17 protein-coding genes are annotated in these 17787 nt (G+C 29.5%); 14 read left to right on the forward strand and 3 right to left on the reverse strand.

What is annotated here, in order from left to right:
• Positions 1–492 (reverse strand): IS1096 element passenger TnpR family protein, encoded by a 492-nt coding sequence (locus ABNT65_RS08540; RefSeq protein WP_348704602.1) that lies wholly within the window; start codon positions 490–492, stop codon positions 1–3.
• Positions 493–550: 58 nt separating this feature from the next.
• Between ABNT65_RS08540 and ABNT65_RS08545 the strand changes: the two genes are divergently transcribed.
• The 3 genes from ABNT65_RS08545 to ABNT65_RS08555 are packed head-to-tail and all read left to right on the forward strand — an operon-like array spanning position 551 to position 2855.
• The gene (locus tag ABNT65_RS08545) at positions 551–970 is read left to right on the forward strand and encodes a PaaI family thioesterase (protein ID WP_348704601.1); all 420 of its coding nucleotides are present in this window, start codon (positions 551–553) and stop codon (positions 968–970) included.
• Positions 970–1821 (forward strand): alpha/beta fold hydrolase, encoded by an 852-nt coding sequence (locus ABNT65_RS08550; protein WP_348747663.1) that lies wholly within the window; start codon positions 970–972, stop codon positions 1819–1821. Before ABNT65_RS08545 ends, ABNT65_RS08550 begins: the two co-directional genes overlap by 1 nt.
• Complete coding sequence (locus tag ABNT65_RS08555; protein WP_348747664.1) at positions 1818–2855, forward strand: isochorismate synthase; 1038 nt, start codon at positions 1818–1820, stop codon at positions 2853–2855. Before ABNT65_RS08550 ends, ABNT65_RS08555 begins: the two co-directional genes overlap by 4 nt.
• Positions 2856–3028: 173 nt before the next feature.
• Here the strand turns inward: ABNT65_RS08555 and ABNT65_RS08560 are convergent, their stop codons facing one another.
• The gene (locus tag ABNT65_RS08560; RefSeq protein ID WP_348704598.1) at positions 3029–3385 is read right to left on the reverse strand and encodes a PUR family DNA/RNA-binding protein; all 357 of its coding nucleotides are present in this window, start codon (positions 3383–3385) and stop codon (positions 3029–3031) included.
• An 81-nt stretch (positions 3386–3466) separates the two neighbouring features.
• Complete coding sequence (locus ABNT65_RS08565; RefSeq protein WP_348704597.1) at positions 3467–5221, reverse strand: ABC transporter ATP-binding protein; 1755 nt, start codon at positions 5219–5221, stop codon at positions 3467–3469.
• Between the two features lie 165 nt (positions 5222–5386).
• On the opposite strand from ABNT65_RS08565, the gene ABNT65_RS08570 reads away from it, so the two are divergent.
• The 11 genes from ABNT65_RS08570 to ABNT65_RS08620 all read left to right on the forward strand — a co-directional run bounded on the left by ABNT65_RS08570 (position 5387) and on the right by ABNT65_RS08620 (position 17745).
• The gene (locus ABNT65_RS08570; protein ID WP_348739017.1) at positions 5387–6487 is read left to right on the forward strand and encodes a Glu/Leu/Phe/Val dehydrogenase; all 1101 of its coding nucleotides are present in this window, start codon (positions 5387–5389) and stop codon (positions 6485–6487) included.
• Between the two features lie 77 nt (positions 6488–6564).
• On the forward strand, positions 6565–7503 hold the full coding sequence (gene nusB / locus ABNT65_RS08575; RefSeq protein ID WP_348704595.1) for a transcription antitermination factor NusB: 939 nt from the start codon (positions 6565–6567) through the stop codon (positions 7501–7503).
• Between the two features lie 37 nt (positions 7504–7540).
• The gene (locus ABNT65_RS08580) at positions 7541–8005 is read left to right on the forward strand and encodes a DUF1573 domain-containing protein (RefSeq protein WP_348704594.1); all 465 of its coding nucleotides are present in this window, start codon (positions 7541–7543) and stop codon (positions 8003–8005) included.
• 5 nt (positions 8006–8010) lie between these two features.
• Positions 8011–8331: a preprotein translocase subunit YajC gene (gene yajC / locus ABNT65_RS08585; RefSeq protein WP_348704593.1), complete on the forward strand. Its 321-nt coding sequence runs from the start codon at positions 8011–8013 to the stop codon at positions 8329–8331.
• Positions 8332–8384: 53 nt separating this feature from the next.
• Positions 8385–9317: a YbbR-like domain-containing protein gene (locus ABNT65_RS08590; protein ID WP_348704592.1), complete on the forward strand. Its 933-nt coding sequence runs from the start codon at positions 8385–8387 to the stop codon at positions 9315–9317.
• Between the two features lies 1 nt (position 9318).
• Positions 9319–9909 (forward strand): dephospho-CoA kinase, encoded by a 591-nt coding sequence (gene coaE, locus ABNT65_RS08595; protein ID WP_348747665.1) that lies wholly within the window; start codon positions 9319–9321, stop codon positions 9907–9909.
• Positions 9910–10018: 109 nt separating this feature from the next.
• On the forward strand, positions 10019–11581 hold the full coding sequence (locus ABNT65_RS08600) for a HAMP domain-containing sensor histidine kinase (protein ID WP_348704590.1): 1563 nt from the start codon (positions 10019–10021) through the stop codon (positions 11579–11581).
• Positions 11582–11595: 14 nt separating this feature from the next.
• Positions 11596–12294 carry a response regulator transcription factor gene (locus ABNT65_RS08605; RefSeq protein WP_348704589.1) on the forward strand — a complete coding sequence of 233 codons (699 nt, stop codon included), beginning with the start codon at positions 11596–11598 and terminating at the stop codon, positions 12292–12294.
• A 118-nt stretch (positions 12295–12412) separates the two neighbouring features.
• Positions 12413–13321 (forward strand): ABC transporter ATP-binding protein, encoded by a 909-nt coding sequence (locus ABNT65_RS08610; protein WP_348704588.1) that lies wholly within the window; start codon positions 12413–12415, stop codon positions 13319–13321.
• Between the two features lie 2 nt (positions 13322–13323).
• Complete coding sequence (locus ABNT65_RS08615) at positions 13324–14160, forward strand: ABC transporter permease (protein ID WP_348704587.1); 837 nt, start codon at positions 13324–13326, stop codon at positions 14158–14160.
• 51 nt (positions 14161–14211) lie between these two features.
• Positions 14212–17745, forward strand: a complete 3534-nt coding sequence (locus ABNT65_RS08620) for a T9SS type B sorting domain-containing protein (RefSeq protein ID WP_348747666.1) — start codon at positions 14212–14214, stop codon at positions 17743–17745.
• Positions 17746–17787: the final 42 nt, after the last annotated feature.

Consider the following 17787-nt stretch of genomic DNA (forward strand, 5'->3'; position numbering starts at 1 on the left):
CTAATAATTATCAAAGTCAAAATCATCAAGACTTTCAAATTCATCTTTAAAACCTTCTTCTCCAGAATCATTTAAAAAATCATCTGCTTTAAATATTTTATTAGGTGCTTCTTTTGGCACCTCTCCTACTTCTAAAATTACTTTTTCTTCGGCTTTTGTATCAGTCTGTTCTACTAACTCGATAAAAAACGTCCACATATCTAAAAAGTCGTACACATAAATTAATTTATCATTCAGTTTAGGTAACGTTTCTCTTATGATACAACTAGCCATTGAAATTCCCTCTCCTGCTTCTGCCATACTAAACAATGGAATTTCCTCTCCTTGATTCCACTCATCATCTGTTCTATAAAATGATGCCATTTCATTGCCTTCAAAACCAAATGCTTTAGCTACTGATGAGTGTAACTCTTCTAATGATTTTTTCTCATCAATCATAAGAGTTCTAATTACATCTTCCTCTGTATCTAATATTGCACGTACTTTATACATTCTATTGTTTTTTATAGCTACAAAAATACGTATTTTTGGATGATTTTTCTTTTACCTTATGAATAAGCAACAGATTCTTGATAAATTAAACAGCTTTAACAAAAATACATTGATGGAAACTTTAGAAATTGAGTTTACAGATGTTGGTGAAGATTTTGTTACTGCTAAAATGCCTGTGACTCCTAAAGTACATCAACCTTATGGTTTACTACACGGAGGAGCTACTGCTGCATTAGCTGAAACAGTTGGTAGCTGTGCTTCTGGATTTCTGTTTATTGACACCAAAACTCAAATAGCTAAAGGTTTAGAATTAAGCATAAATCATGTTAAAAGTAAAAAAGAAGGTGTTGTTTTTGCTACTGCTAAACCTATTCACAAAGGGAAAACTACTCATTTATGGGAAATTAAAATTGTAGACGAGGAAAATAACCTGATTTCTATTGGCAAGTTAACCAATATTGTGTTAGATAAAAAATAATGAGGCAACTCCGAAAGCTTTTAAAAATTATTGGAATTACACTAGCAATCCTCCTTACTGGAGTGTATGCTTTATTCGTATATATATCTTCTCCAAATTCTGATGAAAAGCTTTTAAAAAAGTTTGAACAAGCCGCTATTAAACCCGTAATAAAATACAAAACTTATAGAGGTTTTAGGTACAGAACCCTAAACAGTATCCACAATCAAGAACTTCCAACTATTATTTTTGTTCATGGTACCATTGGTTCTAGTAGTGATTTTGCTAAATATATGATGGATGAAGATTTATTAAAAAAATTCAATTTTATTTCTTACGATAGAATTGGCTATAATTACCAAGACAAAAATCATGTACAAGAAAGTATTGCTTTTGAACGTGATTTGTTAGATGCTATTATTTCAACTATTCCTAGTAAAAAAATAATCATAGCAGGATATTCTTATGGCGGGCCAATAGCTTTAGCCAGTAAAAAGCAAGTAAAAAAAATACTACTTTTTGCGCCTGCTGTATATAGTAAAGTAGAACCTATGCCTTGGTTATTGAACTTTTACAAATGGAAAATCACTCGATGGCTAGTTCCTAAAATTTGGCAAGAAGCTTCTAAAGAAAAAATTTCTCACAAATCCGATTTGCGAAAATTTGAAAATAAATGGAATAACACTCCTAATACTATTGTTTGTATTCACGGGAATGAAGACTGGATTGTCCCTTATGAAAACTCTTTATACTTAAAAAAGCACTTTTCTAACAAACAATTTAATTTAATCACGCTAAACAGTACTGGACACGATTTAATTTGGAGTCAATTTTCACAAATAAAACAACAACTTTTAAAACAAGTCTATTGAGTATTTTAAAAAAAATAAATCTTTATTTAAAGGAAGAATTACCGTTTGTTGCCTATAGAAAACCTAATAGTACAATTTTAAAAGGTGTTTTTCAAAATGACAACATCTTAAACATCACTAAACACTATAATGGTAGCGGTTTTATTTTTGCTCCTTTTGATAACAGAAAAGAAGCTATTTTAATTCCTTGGAACAATGCTACACTATTAGAAGAAAAGATTGACTACGATACTAAATTAAAAGACTTAAATAATTTTTATTCGGATACTTCTTCTAAATCAAAACATATTGAAGTAGTTAAAAGAGCTATTAAAGCAATAAAAACAGGTTTATTTAAGAAGGTAGTTTTATCAAGAAAAGAAATTATTAACTTATCTAACTTTGATGCACAGGTTATTCTTCAAACACTTTTAAATACCTATAACAATGCATTGGTTTATATTTGGTATCACCCTAAAGTGGGACTCTGGTTGGGGGCTACTCCTGAAACATTGGTAAAGATAAACGGGGCTAAATTCGAGACAATGTCTCTTGCAGGAACACAACCTTTCACCCCTGACAAAGAGATTATTTGGCAATCTAAAGAGATTGAAGAACAACAACTGGTTACTGATTATATAACAACCAAGCTAAAGAAAACTTGTAAAGAAGTTTACACAAATAAAACCGAAACAGTAAAAGCAGGTAACTTATTGCATTTAAAAACTAAAATTAGCGGAGTTATAAAAAACAATGCCACAGATATAATAAAAACACTACACCCAACACCTGCTGTATGTGGTTACCCTAAAAACGAATCACAACAATTTATTCTTGAAAACGAAGGATATAATCGTTTGTTCTATACTGGTTTTTTAGGAGAATTAAACCTTAAAGATAAAGCTACAGAGCTTTTTGTAAATCTTCGCTGTATGCAAATAGAAAACAACTTAGCTACAATTTATGTAGGGGGTGGCATTACACAAGATAGTATCCCTGAAAAAGAATGGGATGAAACTGTAGCTAAAACTCTTACTATGAAAAGAGTTTTATAAGCTACACATACTAACTTTAAAGCTATAAGTTCTATAAAATTAAAACCACCAAGATAAAAACTTTATTTGGTGGTTTTGTTGTGTAAATTGAATTTGAATTGAAATTTTTGAACACTATTATTCTTTAGGAGAATTTATCTCCAAAATAGTGGTAAACAACTTTAATTTACTGCTTATATATCATCAAAAGAAACATCTGTAAAGCTATCAGCCGATGCTCCTACAGGTACTTCTTCTTTTTTATAATCTTTTTGGTGACGTTCACTAATTACTTCTTCACCTTTTTCGTTTATTATGTAATCTGTTGCCTTATTAAGCATTTCTTTGAAGTCTGTAAAATCTTCTTTGTATAAATAGATTTTATGCTTTTGATAATGAAAAGACCCATCATCATGTGTAAATTTTTTACTCTCCGTAACCGTTAAGTAATAATCATCTGCTTTGGTAGACCTTACGTCAAAAAAATAAGTTCTTCTACCAGCTCTTAATACCTGTGAAAAAATTTCTTCTTGTTCAACTCTCTCGCTCATAATTCTTGCTTTAAGTAATAGTTGTTTATTTAAAATTCCTCAACAAATCTAAAAAAATATTTGACTTAACAATGCGAAACCTTACATTTCTTTTTCTAAAAGTTGTTGTTCATATAGTTCTTTATAGTATCCTTCCTCTTCTATTAATTGATTATGAACACCTTGTTGCACTATCTTTCCTTCATGTAAAACAATGATTTTATCAGCGTTTTTGGCTGATGAAACCCTATGACTAATGATAAATGTTGTTTTATTTTTAGAAACTCTTTCTAAATTAGAAAGAATTTTCTCTTCGGTTTCTGTATCTACAGCCGATAAACAATCATCAAAAATTAAAATTTTCGGGTTTTTAATAATTGCTCTCGCTATAGAAGTTCGTTGTTTTTGCCCTCCTGACAAAGTTACTCCTCTTTCTCCTAAAATAGTTTGATAACCTTCTTTAAATCCTAGAATATTATCATGAATTACTGCATTTTTAGCTGCTTCTATAATTTCTTCTTGAGTCGCATTTTCTTTTCCAAATTTTATATTGTTTTCAATAGTATCTGAAAATAAAAATGGATCTTGTGGCACAAAACCTATTTGATTTCTTACATCAAATAAATTACAGCTTTTAATCTCTTTTTCGTCTAATAACACTTCTCCTTTAGTTACATCATATAGCCTAGAAATTAAATTTACTATTGTTGATTTCCCACTTCCTGTTGTACCTAAAATTGCTAAAGTTTCTCCTTTTTCTACTGTAAAACTAATGCCTTTTAAAGCTTCTATATTTGTATCATCATACGTTAAAAAAACATTTTTAAACTCAACTTTTCCTTCAATATTTGAAACCTCTTCTGAAGTATTCTTAATTTCTGGCACTTGCTTCAAAAATTCATTAATTCTTTGTTGAGAAGCTTCTGCTTGCTGAACTATGGAAGTAACCCATCCAACAATTGCTACTGGCCAAGTAAGAATATTAACATATAAAAAGAATTCAGCGATAACACCTACTTGAATTTCTCCTGCTATATACTGCTTACCTCCAACATATAATACTATAATATTACTAATTCCAATAAGCAAAATCATTAATGGAAAAAATAAAGCCTGTACTTTGTGTAACTCTATATTTTTCTCTTTACTTGTATTAGCTAATACATCGAAATTAGCTATCACTTCTTTTTCTATTGCATAAGATTTTACAACATTAATCCCTGAAAAAAACTCTTGATTAAAAGTTGTTAATTTCGATAAATACTGCTGGACAATAGTGCTTCTTTTGTTAATCTGCCTACTTAAAACAAAGATAGAAATCGATAAAACCGGAAATGGAATTAAAGTATACATAGTTAATGTCGCATCAATCTGCATCATTTGTGTAAATCCAACTATAAATAAAACAATCATATTTAGTGAATACATAATTGCAGGTCCAAAATACATACGAACTTTAGAAACATCTTCACTAATTCTATTCATTAAATCGCCTGTTCTATTCTTTTTATAAAAATTGATAGAGAGTCTCTGATATTGCTGGTAAATTTCATTTTTTAAGTCAAACTCAATTAACCTTGACATAACTATAATAGTTTGCCTCATTAAAAAAGTAAAAAAACCAGCTATTAAAGTTACAGCAATAATAAAAAGTATATTGTGTAACAACTCCTTCTTTACCAATGCTAAATCAGTTACCTCTCCCTTTATATAATGTTCTATTATATTCAACGAATCTCTTATTATAACAGGTATTTTTAAAGCTAATAATTTAGATAACACTGTAATAATAACACCTATTAATAAGCGCCATTTGTATTTTATAAAATACTTATTTAAATATTGTAATGCCTTCAAAACTCTATATACTCTTTTTACAAAAATAACTTATTTAAAAACGTACACCTGTTAAATATAATACAAAATAACAGCCATTTTTTGCACATGTTTTAACAATTATATATTTTTACATCGAATTTTTATTAATTCAACAAAATAACCTCAACAATAAACATATACTAGATGACATCAGAAATCATTGATACTAAAGATCTTAAAAGAGATCCAGTATTTGGTCAACTATCTTTTGACAATCATGAACAAATCGTTTTTTGTAACGACGAAGATACAGGTTTAAAAGCAATAATAGGTATCCATAATACTACTTTAGGTCCAGCTTTAGGAGGAACAAGAATGTGGCAGTACAAAAGTGAATGGGAAGCATTAAATGATGTGTTACGCCTTTCTCGTGGTATGACTTTTAAATCTGCCATTACTGGTTTAAACTTAGGAGGTGGTAAAGCAGTTATTATTGGTGATGCTAAAACTCAAAAGAATGACAAATTAATGAGAAGATTTGGTGAATTTGTCAACTCTTTAAGCGGTAAATATATTACTGCTGAAGATGTAGGTATGGAAACTAGGGATATGGATATTATTAGAGAAGTTACTCCACATGTAACGGGTGTTTCTGAATCTATAGGTGGTTCTGGCAATCCTTCTCCTGTAACTGCTTATGGTGTTTACATGGGAATGAAAGCTGCTGCAAAATATAAGTTTGGTTCTGATAACCTAGCAGGAAAAAAAGTACTTGTACAAGGTGTTGGACATGTAGGTGAAACTTTGGTAAAACACATTACCGAAGAAGGTGGTCAAGTAATTTTAAACGATATTAATGAAGCCCGTTTAGAAGAACTAAGCAAAAAATACAACGCTAATGTAGTTTTAGGAAATGATATTTTTGATTTAGATATTGACATTTATGCTCCATGTGCTTTAGGTGCAACTTTAAATGACACTACTATTAATAAGTTAAAAGCAAAAGTTGTTGCTGGAGCAGCAAATAACCAACTTGCTAATGAAGTTAAACATGGTAAGTTACTACAAGAAAAAGGCATTGCTTACGCTCCTGACTTCTTAATCAATGCCGGTGGAATTATAAATGTTTATGCTGAAGTTGCTGGTTACGGTAAGGAAGAAAGTATTAAAAGAACCGAGAACATCTATAATACTACCTTAGAAATCTTCAGTTTAGCAGAGAAGGAAAATATCACTACTCATAAAGCTGCTTTTAACATTGCACAGGCAAGAATTGATGCTCGTAAAAAAGAGCAAAATAACTAGTTAAAAAAAATAAAAGTTTTACTTTTGCAGAGCGTTAGAAATTCATCTATCGCTCTTTTTTTATAAAGTTCTTTAAAATGATAAATAGAAGACATATTCGAGTTAAAGTAATGCAATCGGTTTATTCGATGCAAAAATCAAGTAATACTGACTTGATTAAAGAGGAAAAATTCTTGAAATTCAGTATTCAAAAAATGTTTGATTTGTATGTTTTAAACCTTCAACTGCTTGTTGAAATTCAAAAACTAGCTCGAAAAAAAATCGAACTTTCAAAAAAGAAAATACTTGCCACCAAGGAAGACCTAAACCCAAACACTAAATTTGTAAATAACAGATTATTGAACCTACTTAACGAAAGTGTGAGTTTAGAAGGTTATGTAGAATTAAACAAATTAAACTACTGGGATTTAGATGACAAATATGTTCAAATAATTTTTGATGAATTAATAGCTAGTGATTTGTATAAAAAATACATGGATACTGTTGAGGATTCCTATAATGTAGATCGTAGCTTTGTTATCAATTTTTTCAGAGATATTATTGCTCCTAATGAAAAAATAGCAGATTATTTTGAAGACAAAATGATTTCTTGGTCTGATGACATTCCTTTTGTAAACACCTGGGTGTTAAAAACATTAAACAAACAATCTCCTAAAAGTACCTTTATTCTAGGTAAATTATACAAGGATGATGAAGACAAGAAGTTTGTGTCTGATTTATTAAATAAAACCATGTTACATCAGCATAAATACGAAGAAAATATTAAGGATAAAACCCCTAACTGGGAAGCTGACAGAATAGCTGATATAGATATGATTTTAATAAAAATGGCTATTACTGAATTTTTACATTTCCCTTCAATTCCTAGTAGAGTAACAATTAATGAATATATAGAATTAGCTAAAGATTACTCTACCAATAAAAGCGGCCATTTTGTTAATGGAGTTTTAGATAAGTTGGCTAAAGACTTTCTAGCGAATAACACAATGGTAAAAATAGGAAGAGGATTATTGTAATAAATTATTATTTTTACAGCAAACAAATTTTACAAAAATGAAAAAAATAGTACTAACCCTAGCTTTAGCTATCTCTACTTGTTTCTTTATCTCATGTGGAGAAGGAAATGCTAAATCAAAAATAAAAAAGGAAAATATTGCCAACGCTCAAAAAAGAGATGACAATATTAGTAAAGGAGCTCCTGTAGCAAAATTTGATAAAGAAACTCATGACTTTGGAACTGTAAATGAAGGTGAAGTAGTAAAAACTACTTTTACAATTACAAATGAAGGCAAATCTGATTTAGTAATTACTAATGCTAAAGCAACATGTGGATGTACCGTTCCTGTTTGGCCTAAAGAACCAATTGCTCCTGGTAAAAGTGGAGAAATTGAAGTAAGCTTTAATACAAGTGGTAAACCAAACAAACAGTCTAAATCTGTTACTTTACATACTAACACTGAAAGTGGTAGAGAAATTGTAAAGATTACTGGTATGGTAACTCCTAAAGCTAAAAAGTAATTAAAATGATATTACAAACTATTTTTTTACAAGCTAGTAGCGGTGGAATAATGAGTATGCTTCCGTTTGTTTTAATGATTGGTGTTCTTTATTTTTTTATGATTAGACCTCAAATGGCACGTCAAAAAAAGGAAAAACAATTTCAAACCTCAATAAAAAAAGGAGCTAAAATTGTTACCTCAAGTGGTATTCACGGAAAAATTGTAGAAATTCATGATAATGACAACACAGTATCAATAGAAACTGGAGCTGGAAAAATAAAATTTGAACGCTCAGCCATATCCATGGAGCTAAGTAAAAAATACAATACTGAATTAAAAAAATAACAGTATTTTTAAAGTGAGCTTTTAAAGCTCACTTTTTTATTTAAACAAACGCCTTGAAAAAAGCTATAAACATACCCAAAACTTTTATTGGTTTTCTAATAGCCTCACTCCTTTTTTGGTTATTAATGAATCTATCTAAAACATACACCACAGAAATTAGTGTTCCAGTTTCGTACACCAATCTAGGTCTAGATAAAGTTTTATTAGAAAAACCTCAAGAAAAATTAGCCTTACAAGTAAAAGGAACTGGCTTTAAACTAATTAATATTGGTTTCTCCAATCATCAAATTAATTTTGATCTAAAAAATCTTAAAAAAACATCTAAAAATAATTACTATCTACTCAGTAATAGTTTTTCTAATCAAATTCAAAAACAGTTAAAATCAGGGATTTCTTTAATCACCTCACTACAAGATACTCTCAAGTTTAAGATTGGAAACCTATCAACTAAAAAAGTACCGCTTTCGCCTGATTTAAATATTAATTACAAAAAAGGATATAATATTGCTTCACCTATTAAAATAACTCCTGACTCAATAGCTTTATCAGGAAGTACAGAGGCGCTTAATGAGATTCATAACGTATTAACAGAAAAAGTTAATTTAGTAGATCTTGACGCAAACTTTTCAAAAAAAGTCAACTTAATACTTCCTAACACAAATATTAAATCTAAGCAAAAGGAAGCCGTAATAACATTTAAAGTTGAAAAGTTTACCGAAGGAAAGTTAACCATTCCTATAATTATTAAAAATTCTCCCAAAAGCGAGAAAATAAATATTTTTCCAAAAACTGTGGATATTACATACAAAATAGGTTTAAAAAACTTTAGTAAAGTAAATAAGAAATCATTCTCCGTTTACTGTGATTACAAACAATCATTGAATAACAACTTAACTTATTTAGTTCCGATACTTGAATCTAAAACTGATTTAGTATCTTCAATACGGATGACTCCCAATAAAATAGATTTTTTAATTCATAAATAATATGGTTATAGGATTAACTGGCGGAATAGGTAGTGGTAAATCTACCGTAGCAAAAATGTTTCTTAACTTTGAGAATATCGCTTATTACAATGCTGATGAAGAAGCTAAAAACCTAATGAATAATTCTCTAAAAATTAAAGAGAACCTTATTAAAGAGTTTGGAAATGAATCCTATTTAAACAATAGCTTAAATAGACCATACATAGCTAATATTGTTTTTAATGATAAAAAAAAATTAGCAATTTTAAATAATATAGTTCACCCTGTAGTTTATGAACATTTAAATAATTTCATTTTCAAAAATAAAGACAAAAACTATATCTTATATGAAAATGCTATACTTTTTGAAAATGGAAGTAACTCTTTCTGTGATAAAATTATTACAGTTAGCGCTCCTATAGCTTTAAGAATTGAACGTGTCATTAAAAGAGACCATTCCAATTATAATGATGTTAAAAAAAGAATGAATAACCAATGGAAGGATGAAAAAAAAATAATGCAATCAAACTATATCATCAATAATATTGATATTAACCTAACAAAAAACAACGTTAAACAGATTCATCATTTTTTAACTAAAAACAAACACTAAACTTATATTAATAACTATTTTTTCTTAAACTTTTCTTAAATTTAAGAAAAGTTTGTTAATCTAAGTTAAAAGAAAATTGCACCTCATTTTATTAATTTACTTTTGAGTAATGAGTAAAAAAAACTTCTTCGTAATTGTTATTTTAATGAGTATTTCTCTTATAGGAATCATTTCTGTTCAATTATATTGGATAAAAGATGCTATTAAAAATAAACAACAACAATTTGAGAACGATGTTACCATAGCCTTGGCTAAAACCTCTGAAAGAATAAAGGAACGAGAAGAAAATGAAGCCTTTAGAGAGTACAGTAAATTTTTAGAAACTGATCGATTTAGAACTGATGCTGAAGTTAAAAATTTCCTATTCAAAGAAATAGATACTACAGGTAATAAAAGCTTTATTTTTGGAACCTACGTTGAAGAAAATTACAAAATCCCTACTGGTTTTTCAGTTAACGACTCTACCTTTATAAAAAAAATAACGGGAAAACAAGACTTTTTATACGTGCAAGCTCTTCAATCTAAAAATGATTTTTCTGCAAGTTATAACGAAAAAAGATTTTCAACCTACAAAAGATATGATAAATGGGATAAAATGCAGTATTCAGAAATTTTCAAACAACGTAAACGTTTTTACCCTATTTATAAAAGAGTTAGCAATAAAGAATTAAATAATACGTTAAAAGAGGAGTTTACTAAAAGAAACATTACTCAGGATTTCAAATACGGTGTATATGAAGACGGATTTGCAACCCCTTTAAAATCAGGATACTTCAACATACAACCTGACGATAATTTTTACTATCCATTACTTGAAGATGAAAATGGAAATAGCAAATATAAACTTTATGTAAAATTTCCAAACAAGAGAGAAAACATGCTTTCTGGAATGATGAAAATTTTATTACTCTCATTATTGTTTATTGGTATAATTATTGCTGCATTTTCTACATCATTATATCAACTAGTGAGACAGAAAAAAATATCAGAAATTAAAACTGATTTTATAAATAATATGACACACGAGTTTAAAACACCTATTGCCACTATCAATTTAGCTTTAGATGCTATAAAAAATCCTCGAATTATAAAAGATGAGGATAAGGTAAAGCGATACGTTCAAATGATTCGTGATGAAAATAAGCGCATGCATGGTCAAGTTGAAAATGTTCTTCGAATTTCAAAGTTAGAAAAAAACCAAATTGAAATTAGTAAGGATGCTACCGATATGCAAGACATTATAACAGAAGCTATTGAACATATTCAACTTTTAGTTGATGATAAAAACGGAACTGTAACGACTAATTTTAAAGCAATATCTTCCGAAGTTTTAGGAAATCAATTTCATTTAACTAATGTGGCTGTTAACATTCTTGAGAATGCAGTAAAATACTCTGAAGATGCACCTAAAATTGATGTTATAACCGAAAACACAAATAAATACTTTATCTTTAAGGTAAAAGATCAAGGTATTGGAATGAGTAGAAATGCTCAAAAATATGTATTTAATAAATTTTACAGAGAACATAAAGGAAACATTCACAATGTAAAAGGGCACGGATTAGGATTAGCCTATGTAAAAGAAATAATAGACAACCACCATGGCACCGTTTATGTTGAGAGTGAAAAAAGTAAAGGAAGCACATTTACAGTTAAATTACCATTAATATAAAATGAAAGGATACAATGGGAAGTAAAAAAATTCTACTAGTTGAAGACGATCCTAATTTCGGAACCGTACTTAAAGATTATTTAGCCCTTAATGATTACAATGTAACTCATGCTAAGGATGGAATTGACGGGTTAATTATGTTTAAAAATGCAGAGTATGACCTTTGTATTTTAGATGTTATGATGCCTAGAAAAGATGGTTTTTCATTAGCTGAAGACATCAGAACCACTAACAAAGAAATACCTATTATTTTCTTAACTGCTAAAACATTAAAAGAAGATGTTTTAAGGGGTTATCAAGTGGGGGCTGATGACTACTTAAATAAACCTTTTGATTCTGAAGTACTTTTACACAAAATAAAAGCTATTTTACAACGTAAGGAAAGTGAAAAATCAAAAGATAGTGAGGAGTTTGAGTTTAAAATTGGACAATTTGATTTTAACTCAAAACTTAGACATCTTGGTTTTAACGGTGGTGAACCTCAAAAACTATCACCTAAAGAGAGTAAACTACTTAGAATGTTAGCTATCCATAAAAATGATTTAATGCCTAGAGAGTTAGCATTAACAAAAATATGGAGAGATGATAATTACTTTACATCTAGAAGTATGGATGTATATATTGCCAAACTACGAAAGTATTTAAAAACAGATGAAAACGTTGAAATATTAAATATTCACGGAGAAGGTTTTAGACTAATTGATAAGTCATAATAAAATACTAATATGAAAAAGTATAAAAAAGCTTCCTTATATTTAAGGGAGCTTTTTTATTTGTAACAAAAAATAGCTCGAATCGTCATATTCTCATAACCAACAAAAACTATTTCGTTTGGAAACAATTCTATCAATTAAAAACTTGCATAAAAACTACGGTAAAATTCAAGCTGTAAAAGATTTGTCTTTTGATATACAAAAAGGTAATATCTACGGAATATTAGGACCTAATGGAAGTGGAAAATCAACTACTTTAGGTATCATTTTAAACGTAGTAAATAAAACTTCAGGTACTTTCAGTTGGTTTAATGGCAATGTATCAACTCACAATGCCCTAAAAAAAGTAGGAGCTATTATAGAGCGCCCGAACTTTTACCCATATATGACTGCTGTTCAAAATCTAGAACTGATCTGTAAAATAAAGGAGGTGACTTATGAAAATATTGAAGAAAAACTAAAGATTGTCAATCTATACGATCGTAAGGACGATAAATTCAAAACCTATTCTTTAGGTATGAAACAACGATTAGCTATTGCCTCTGCTTTACTAAATAATCCTGAAATTTTAATCTTAGATGAACCTACTAATGGATTGGATCCTCAAGGAATTCATGAAATAAGAGAAATCATTAAAAAAATTGCTAAAAATGGTACTACCATTCTTCTTGCTTCTCATTTATTAGATGAAGTTGAAAAAGTTTGCACACATGTTATTGTTTTACAAAAGGGCGAAAAGCTCTACAATGGACGTGTAGAAACCATAATAGCCTCAAATGGTATAGTAGAAATTAAAACAGACGGTAACATTGACTCTTTAACTAATGTTTTAAAAAATTATCATGAAGTAGCTAGTGTTAATATAGATGACGATTTAGTTATAGCTCAATTAGAAAACGATATTTCAGCAGCTGTACTAAATAAACATTTATTTGAAAATAACATTTCTGTTTCTCATTTAGTAAAAAGAAAACCAAGTTTAGAACAACAATTTCTAAATTTAACTAACAATAATAAAACATTATAAATATGCTACGTTTATTAAGTATTGAATTTCATAAATTAAAACATAATAAAGCTAGTAGAGTATTATCTATCATATACTTTGGGCTTTTAACTTCAATTGCCTTAATTGCTATTATTAAATTTAACTTCGGAGTTTTTAAGTTTCACTTGGCAGAACAAGGAATATTTAATTTTCCATATATATGGCACTTTAACACTTATGTTGCTGCAATATTTAAATTTTTCCTACTCATGGTAATTGTTTCTATGATGGCAAATGAATACAGCTACAAAACACTAAAACAAAACCTCATAGATGGATTAAGTAAAAAAGAATTTATCCTCTCAAAATTCTATACCGTAATTGCTTTTGCCTTAGTTTCAACCATTTTTGTTTTTATTGTTTCATTAACTCTAGGCTTAATTTATTCTGATTTCAACGAGTTCACAATTATTTTTTCTGACTTAGATTATTTATTAGCATTTTTTATAAAATTAGTCGGCTTTTTCTCTTTTGGTTTATTCTTAGGAATCCTCATTAAAAGATCAGCTTTTGCAGTTGCAGCTATGATTGTTTGGTATTTGATAGAGTGGTTAATTTATGGGCTTTTAGGCTGGAAAATAGTTTCTGATTGGAAAATCGCACAAAGCATTAAAAACTTCTTGCCTCTAGAAGCAATGCAAAATTTGATAATTGAACCAGGATCAAGACTAGGTGCTGTTAAATCTATAGCAAACCAATTAGGGCAAAATTTCACAAAAGACTATTCAGTAAGTATTTTTAACATCACTATTGTATTAGTTTGGACTATTATCTTTATCTATTTTTCATATTTTTTGTTAAAAAAGAGAGATTTATAGAGGGTTTTAAGTAGTTTAGCTGTTATATATGATGGGGACATAATTTTTAGAATGAAAAAACTACTTACACTTTTAGCTTTATTTGTTGTATTTTTAACACACGCTCAAAAAGAAGCGAATATCTGGTATTTTGGTCAAAAATCTGGTTTAAATTTTAACACAATACCTCCAACAGCATTAAATGACGGCGCTTTAAGTACTTTAGAGGGCTGCTCTTCTTTTTCAGATGCTAATGGAAATCTACTGTTCTATTCTGATGGTATAAAAGTTTATGATAAAAATCATCAGATTATGACATTCACAAATGGAATACTTGCCAATAACTTAAAAGGAGATCCTTCTAGTACACAATCTGGTATGATTATACCTAAGCCTAAATCAAATAGTATCTACTATTTATTTACTGTTGATGATGGCCCTAGGATTGATTTCAGCACAGGCCAGATAATAGAAAACGGAAAAGGATTTAATGTTTACACTATAGACATGTCTTTAAACAGTGGTTTAGGACAATTAATAGATGAAGATAACGATGGAGTTTTTTTTAAGGATCTTTCTGATGGAAAATTTAATGATTGGACTGAAAAAGTAGCCGCTGTAAGAGGTAGTGAATGTAATACCTTTTGGGTTGTTTCTTGTAATGACAATGAATTTTATGCTTATAAAATTGATGAAAACGGTATAAATGCAACCCCAGTAATCTCTCCAGCTAATGCTCTTATTACACGAAGAGGTTATTTAAAACTATCTCCTGACGGTTCTAAATTAGCCGTTGCTAATCAAGGAAATAATGAGTCTTTATTATACTCATTTGATAATTTAACTGGTAAACTTTCTTCAACTCAAACACAACTTACTACATGGAATGATGGGCAAGCATACGGTATTGAATTTTCAAGAAACTCAACAAAACTATATGTATCTACCACTGAATTCTTCACAGACGATTTAACAAACCCTAGCACCTATAAATTATTTCAATTTGATTTGACTTCTGATGATATTCGTAATTCAAAAGAGTTAATTCACCGCCAAGATGGTTTTAGAGGCGCATTACAGCTAGGCCCCAATGGTAAAATTTATGCCACAATCCCTCAGTCTTATGGCAATCCTGGGGGATTTGCTACACATTTGGATGTTATAGAAAACCCTAATGCCCCTGCAAGTGACATAAGGTTTATTGAAAACGCAATTCCTTTAAACAAAACTTTATCTACCCAAGGACTACCTCCTTTTATCTCTTCCTTATTATTACCTATAGAAATAAAAGAACTTAGTTCAAATGAGCTTGTAAATGATAAAACATTACAATTCTGTAAAGGAGATTCTAAAACTATAAATTCTGAAATAGTAACTGGAAGTAGCGTTCGTTATGACTGGGTTTTTGATAATGGAGTTACAAAAACCTCTATCTCTACTACTTCTTCATTAGAATTGTTGAATATTGATGCAAATAGCGCTGGTGAATATAAATTAACAGTAACGTTAACTGATTCTTGTGGAAATGATGTCAAAAAAGAAGGTTCTTTTAAGGTAGAAGTTTATGAAGCTACTAATGCCACTCAACCTAGTAATATTAATTTTTGTGATATAGATAATGATGGGTTTAATACTTTTGATTTACAAAATGATGTAACACCTACCATTTTAAACGGTCAAGATCCTGATATTTTTGAGATTGTCTATTATCTTTCACAAGACGATGCCAATAACAATAACATAACTAACGCTTTAGCAAACCCATATACTAATACAACTCCATTTGCAAACAATATTGTATATGCAAGAATGCATAACAAAGTAGCACCTAATGCTTGTTATGATATTAAAACTTTTAATCTATCCGTAACTGGAAATCCAGAACCTCAAACACCTAGCCCTTATAACCTTTGTGATGATACAACCAGTGGTAGTGATATTGATGGAATTAATACTAATTTTTTGCTAAACACTAAAGATTCAGAAATTTTAGGTAGTCTTGACCCTTCACTATATAAAGTTACCTATTATAAATCATTAATTGGTGCTCAAACCGACAACAGTGCTAATGTAATTAACAAAAATATTCCTTACCAAAATGAAACTAAAGATTCTCAAACTATTTATGTTCGTGTAGAAAATAGAAATAATAGTATTTGTAACGACTCATCTGTTTCTTTTAATTTAGTTGTTAACAAACTACCTGAAATTAATAGTACTGTTACTTTAAAACAATGTGATAATGACACTGACGCTTTTGCTAATTTTAATCTAAATGAGGTTAGAAGTAAAATATCTAGTAACTATGAAAATGAAACGTTTGTTTATTTTGAATCTCCTTCTGATGCTTTAAGCGGAATCGCTCCAATACCTAATCCATTATCTTATCAAAATAAAACAGCTACTTCAGATAAGATTTGGACTACTGTAACAAATTCAAATGGATGTAAAAGAATAGCTGAAGTTAACTTAATAGTTTCTACAACTGGTATTCCTTCTAACTTCCAAACATTAGCTTTTAACTCTTGTGATGATATATTTGATAATAACGGAACAAATAGTGATTTAGATGGTATAAGTACATTTGATTTTAGTGATGCTGACCGAAAAATTAGAGGTTTATTTACCGCTGTAGGGCAGGCAATAGAAGTAACTTATTATGAAAACGAAAATGATGCTCTTGCTGAGACAAATGCCATTTCTGATATTTCTAATCACAGAAATACAAACTCTCCTTTTACACAAAACATATATGTTCGTGTTGATAGTGAGTTAAGTAATGACTGCCTTGGTCTTGGACATCATATTACTCTAACTGTAAACCCATTACCTATATTTGATATTACTACTACATCTGACCTAGTTTGCCTAAACAATCCACAAGTAAGGTTAGAAGTTGTAAATAATAATGCCACATATAGTTACGAATGGACTCGAATTGGTAGCTCAGGTGTACTTAACGCTACTAATTTTATAGATATAGATAAAGGAGGTACTTATATTGTTACCGCAACAACGCAAGATGGAACTTTATGTTCTAGAAGCCAAGAAATTACTATAGCCCAATCTACTAGTCCAACATTAACAGACAATGACGTTATTATTGTAGATGACACCAATAATGATCAAACTAACACCTATACTATTAAAATAAGAACTACTAATCTTGGAATTGGTGATTATCAATTTGCACTTATAGATAAAAAAAATAACCAGACTCCATTTCAAGACAATCCATTTTTTACAAATCTATCTGGTGGCTTTTACACTATTTTAGTTAATGATAAAAATGGTTGTGTTCCTGATGCAATGCTTGAAGTTGCAATTGTTCAATTTCAAAAGTTTTTTACCCCAAATGGAGATGGAGTTTATGACACATGGAAAATTAAAGGAGCTAATGCTACATTTTTTCCTTCAAGTGAAATTTCAATTTTTAATAGATATGGAAAACTTGTAGCTAAAATACCTATTGAAAGTGAAGGTTGGGACGGTACTTTTAACGGGAAAGTTTTACCTTCTAATGATTATTGGTTTAATGTTCAGCTTACAGACAGAAAAGGAAGAAAGTTTGAGCACCAAGGTCATTTTTCTTTACTTAGAAAATAATAACTTATAAAATATTTAAACATACGGATAGCATTAAAACTA

The sequence above is a fragment of the Tenacibaculum sp. 190524A02b genome, assembly GCF_964036645.1.
GTDB lineage: Bacteria > Bacteroidota > Bacteroidia > Flavobacteriales > Flavobacteriaceae > Polaribacter > Polaribacter vairaonense.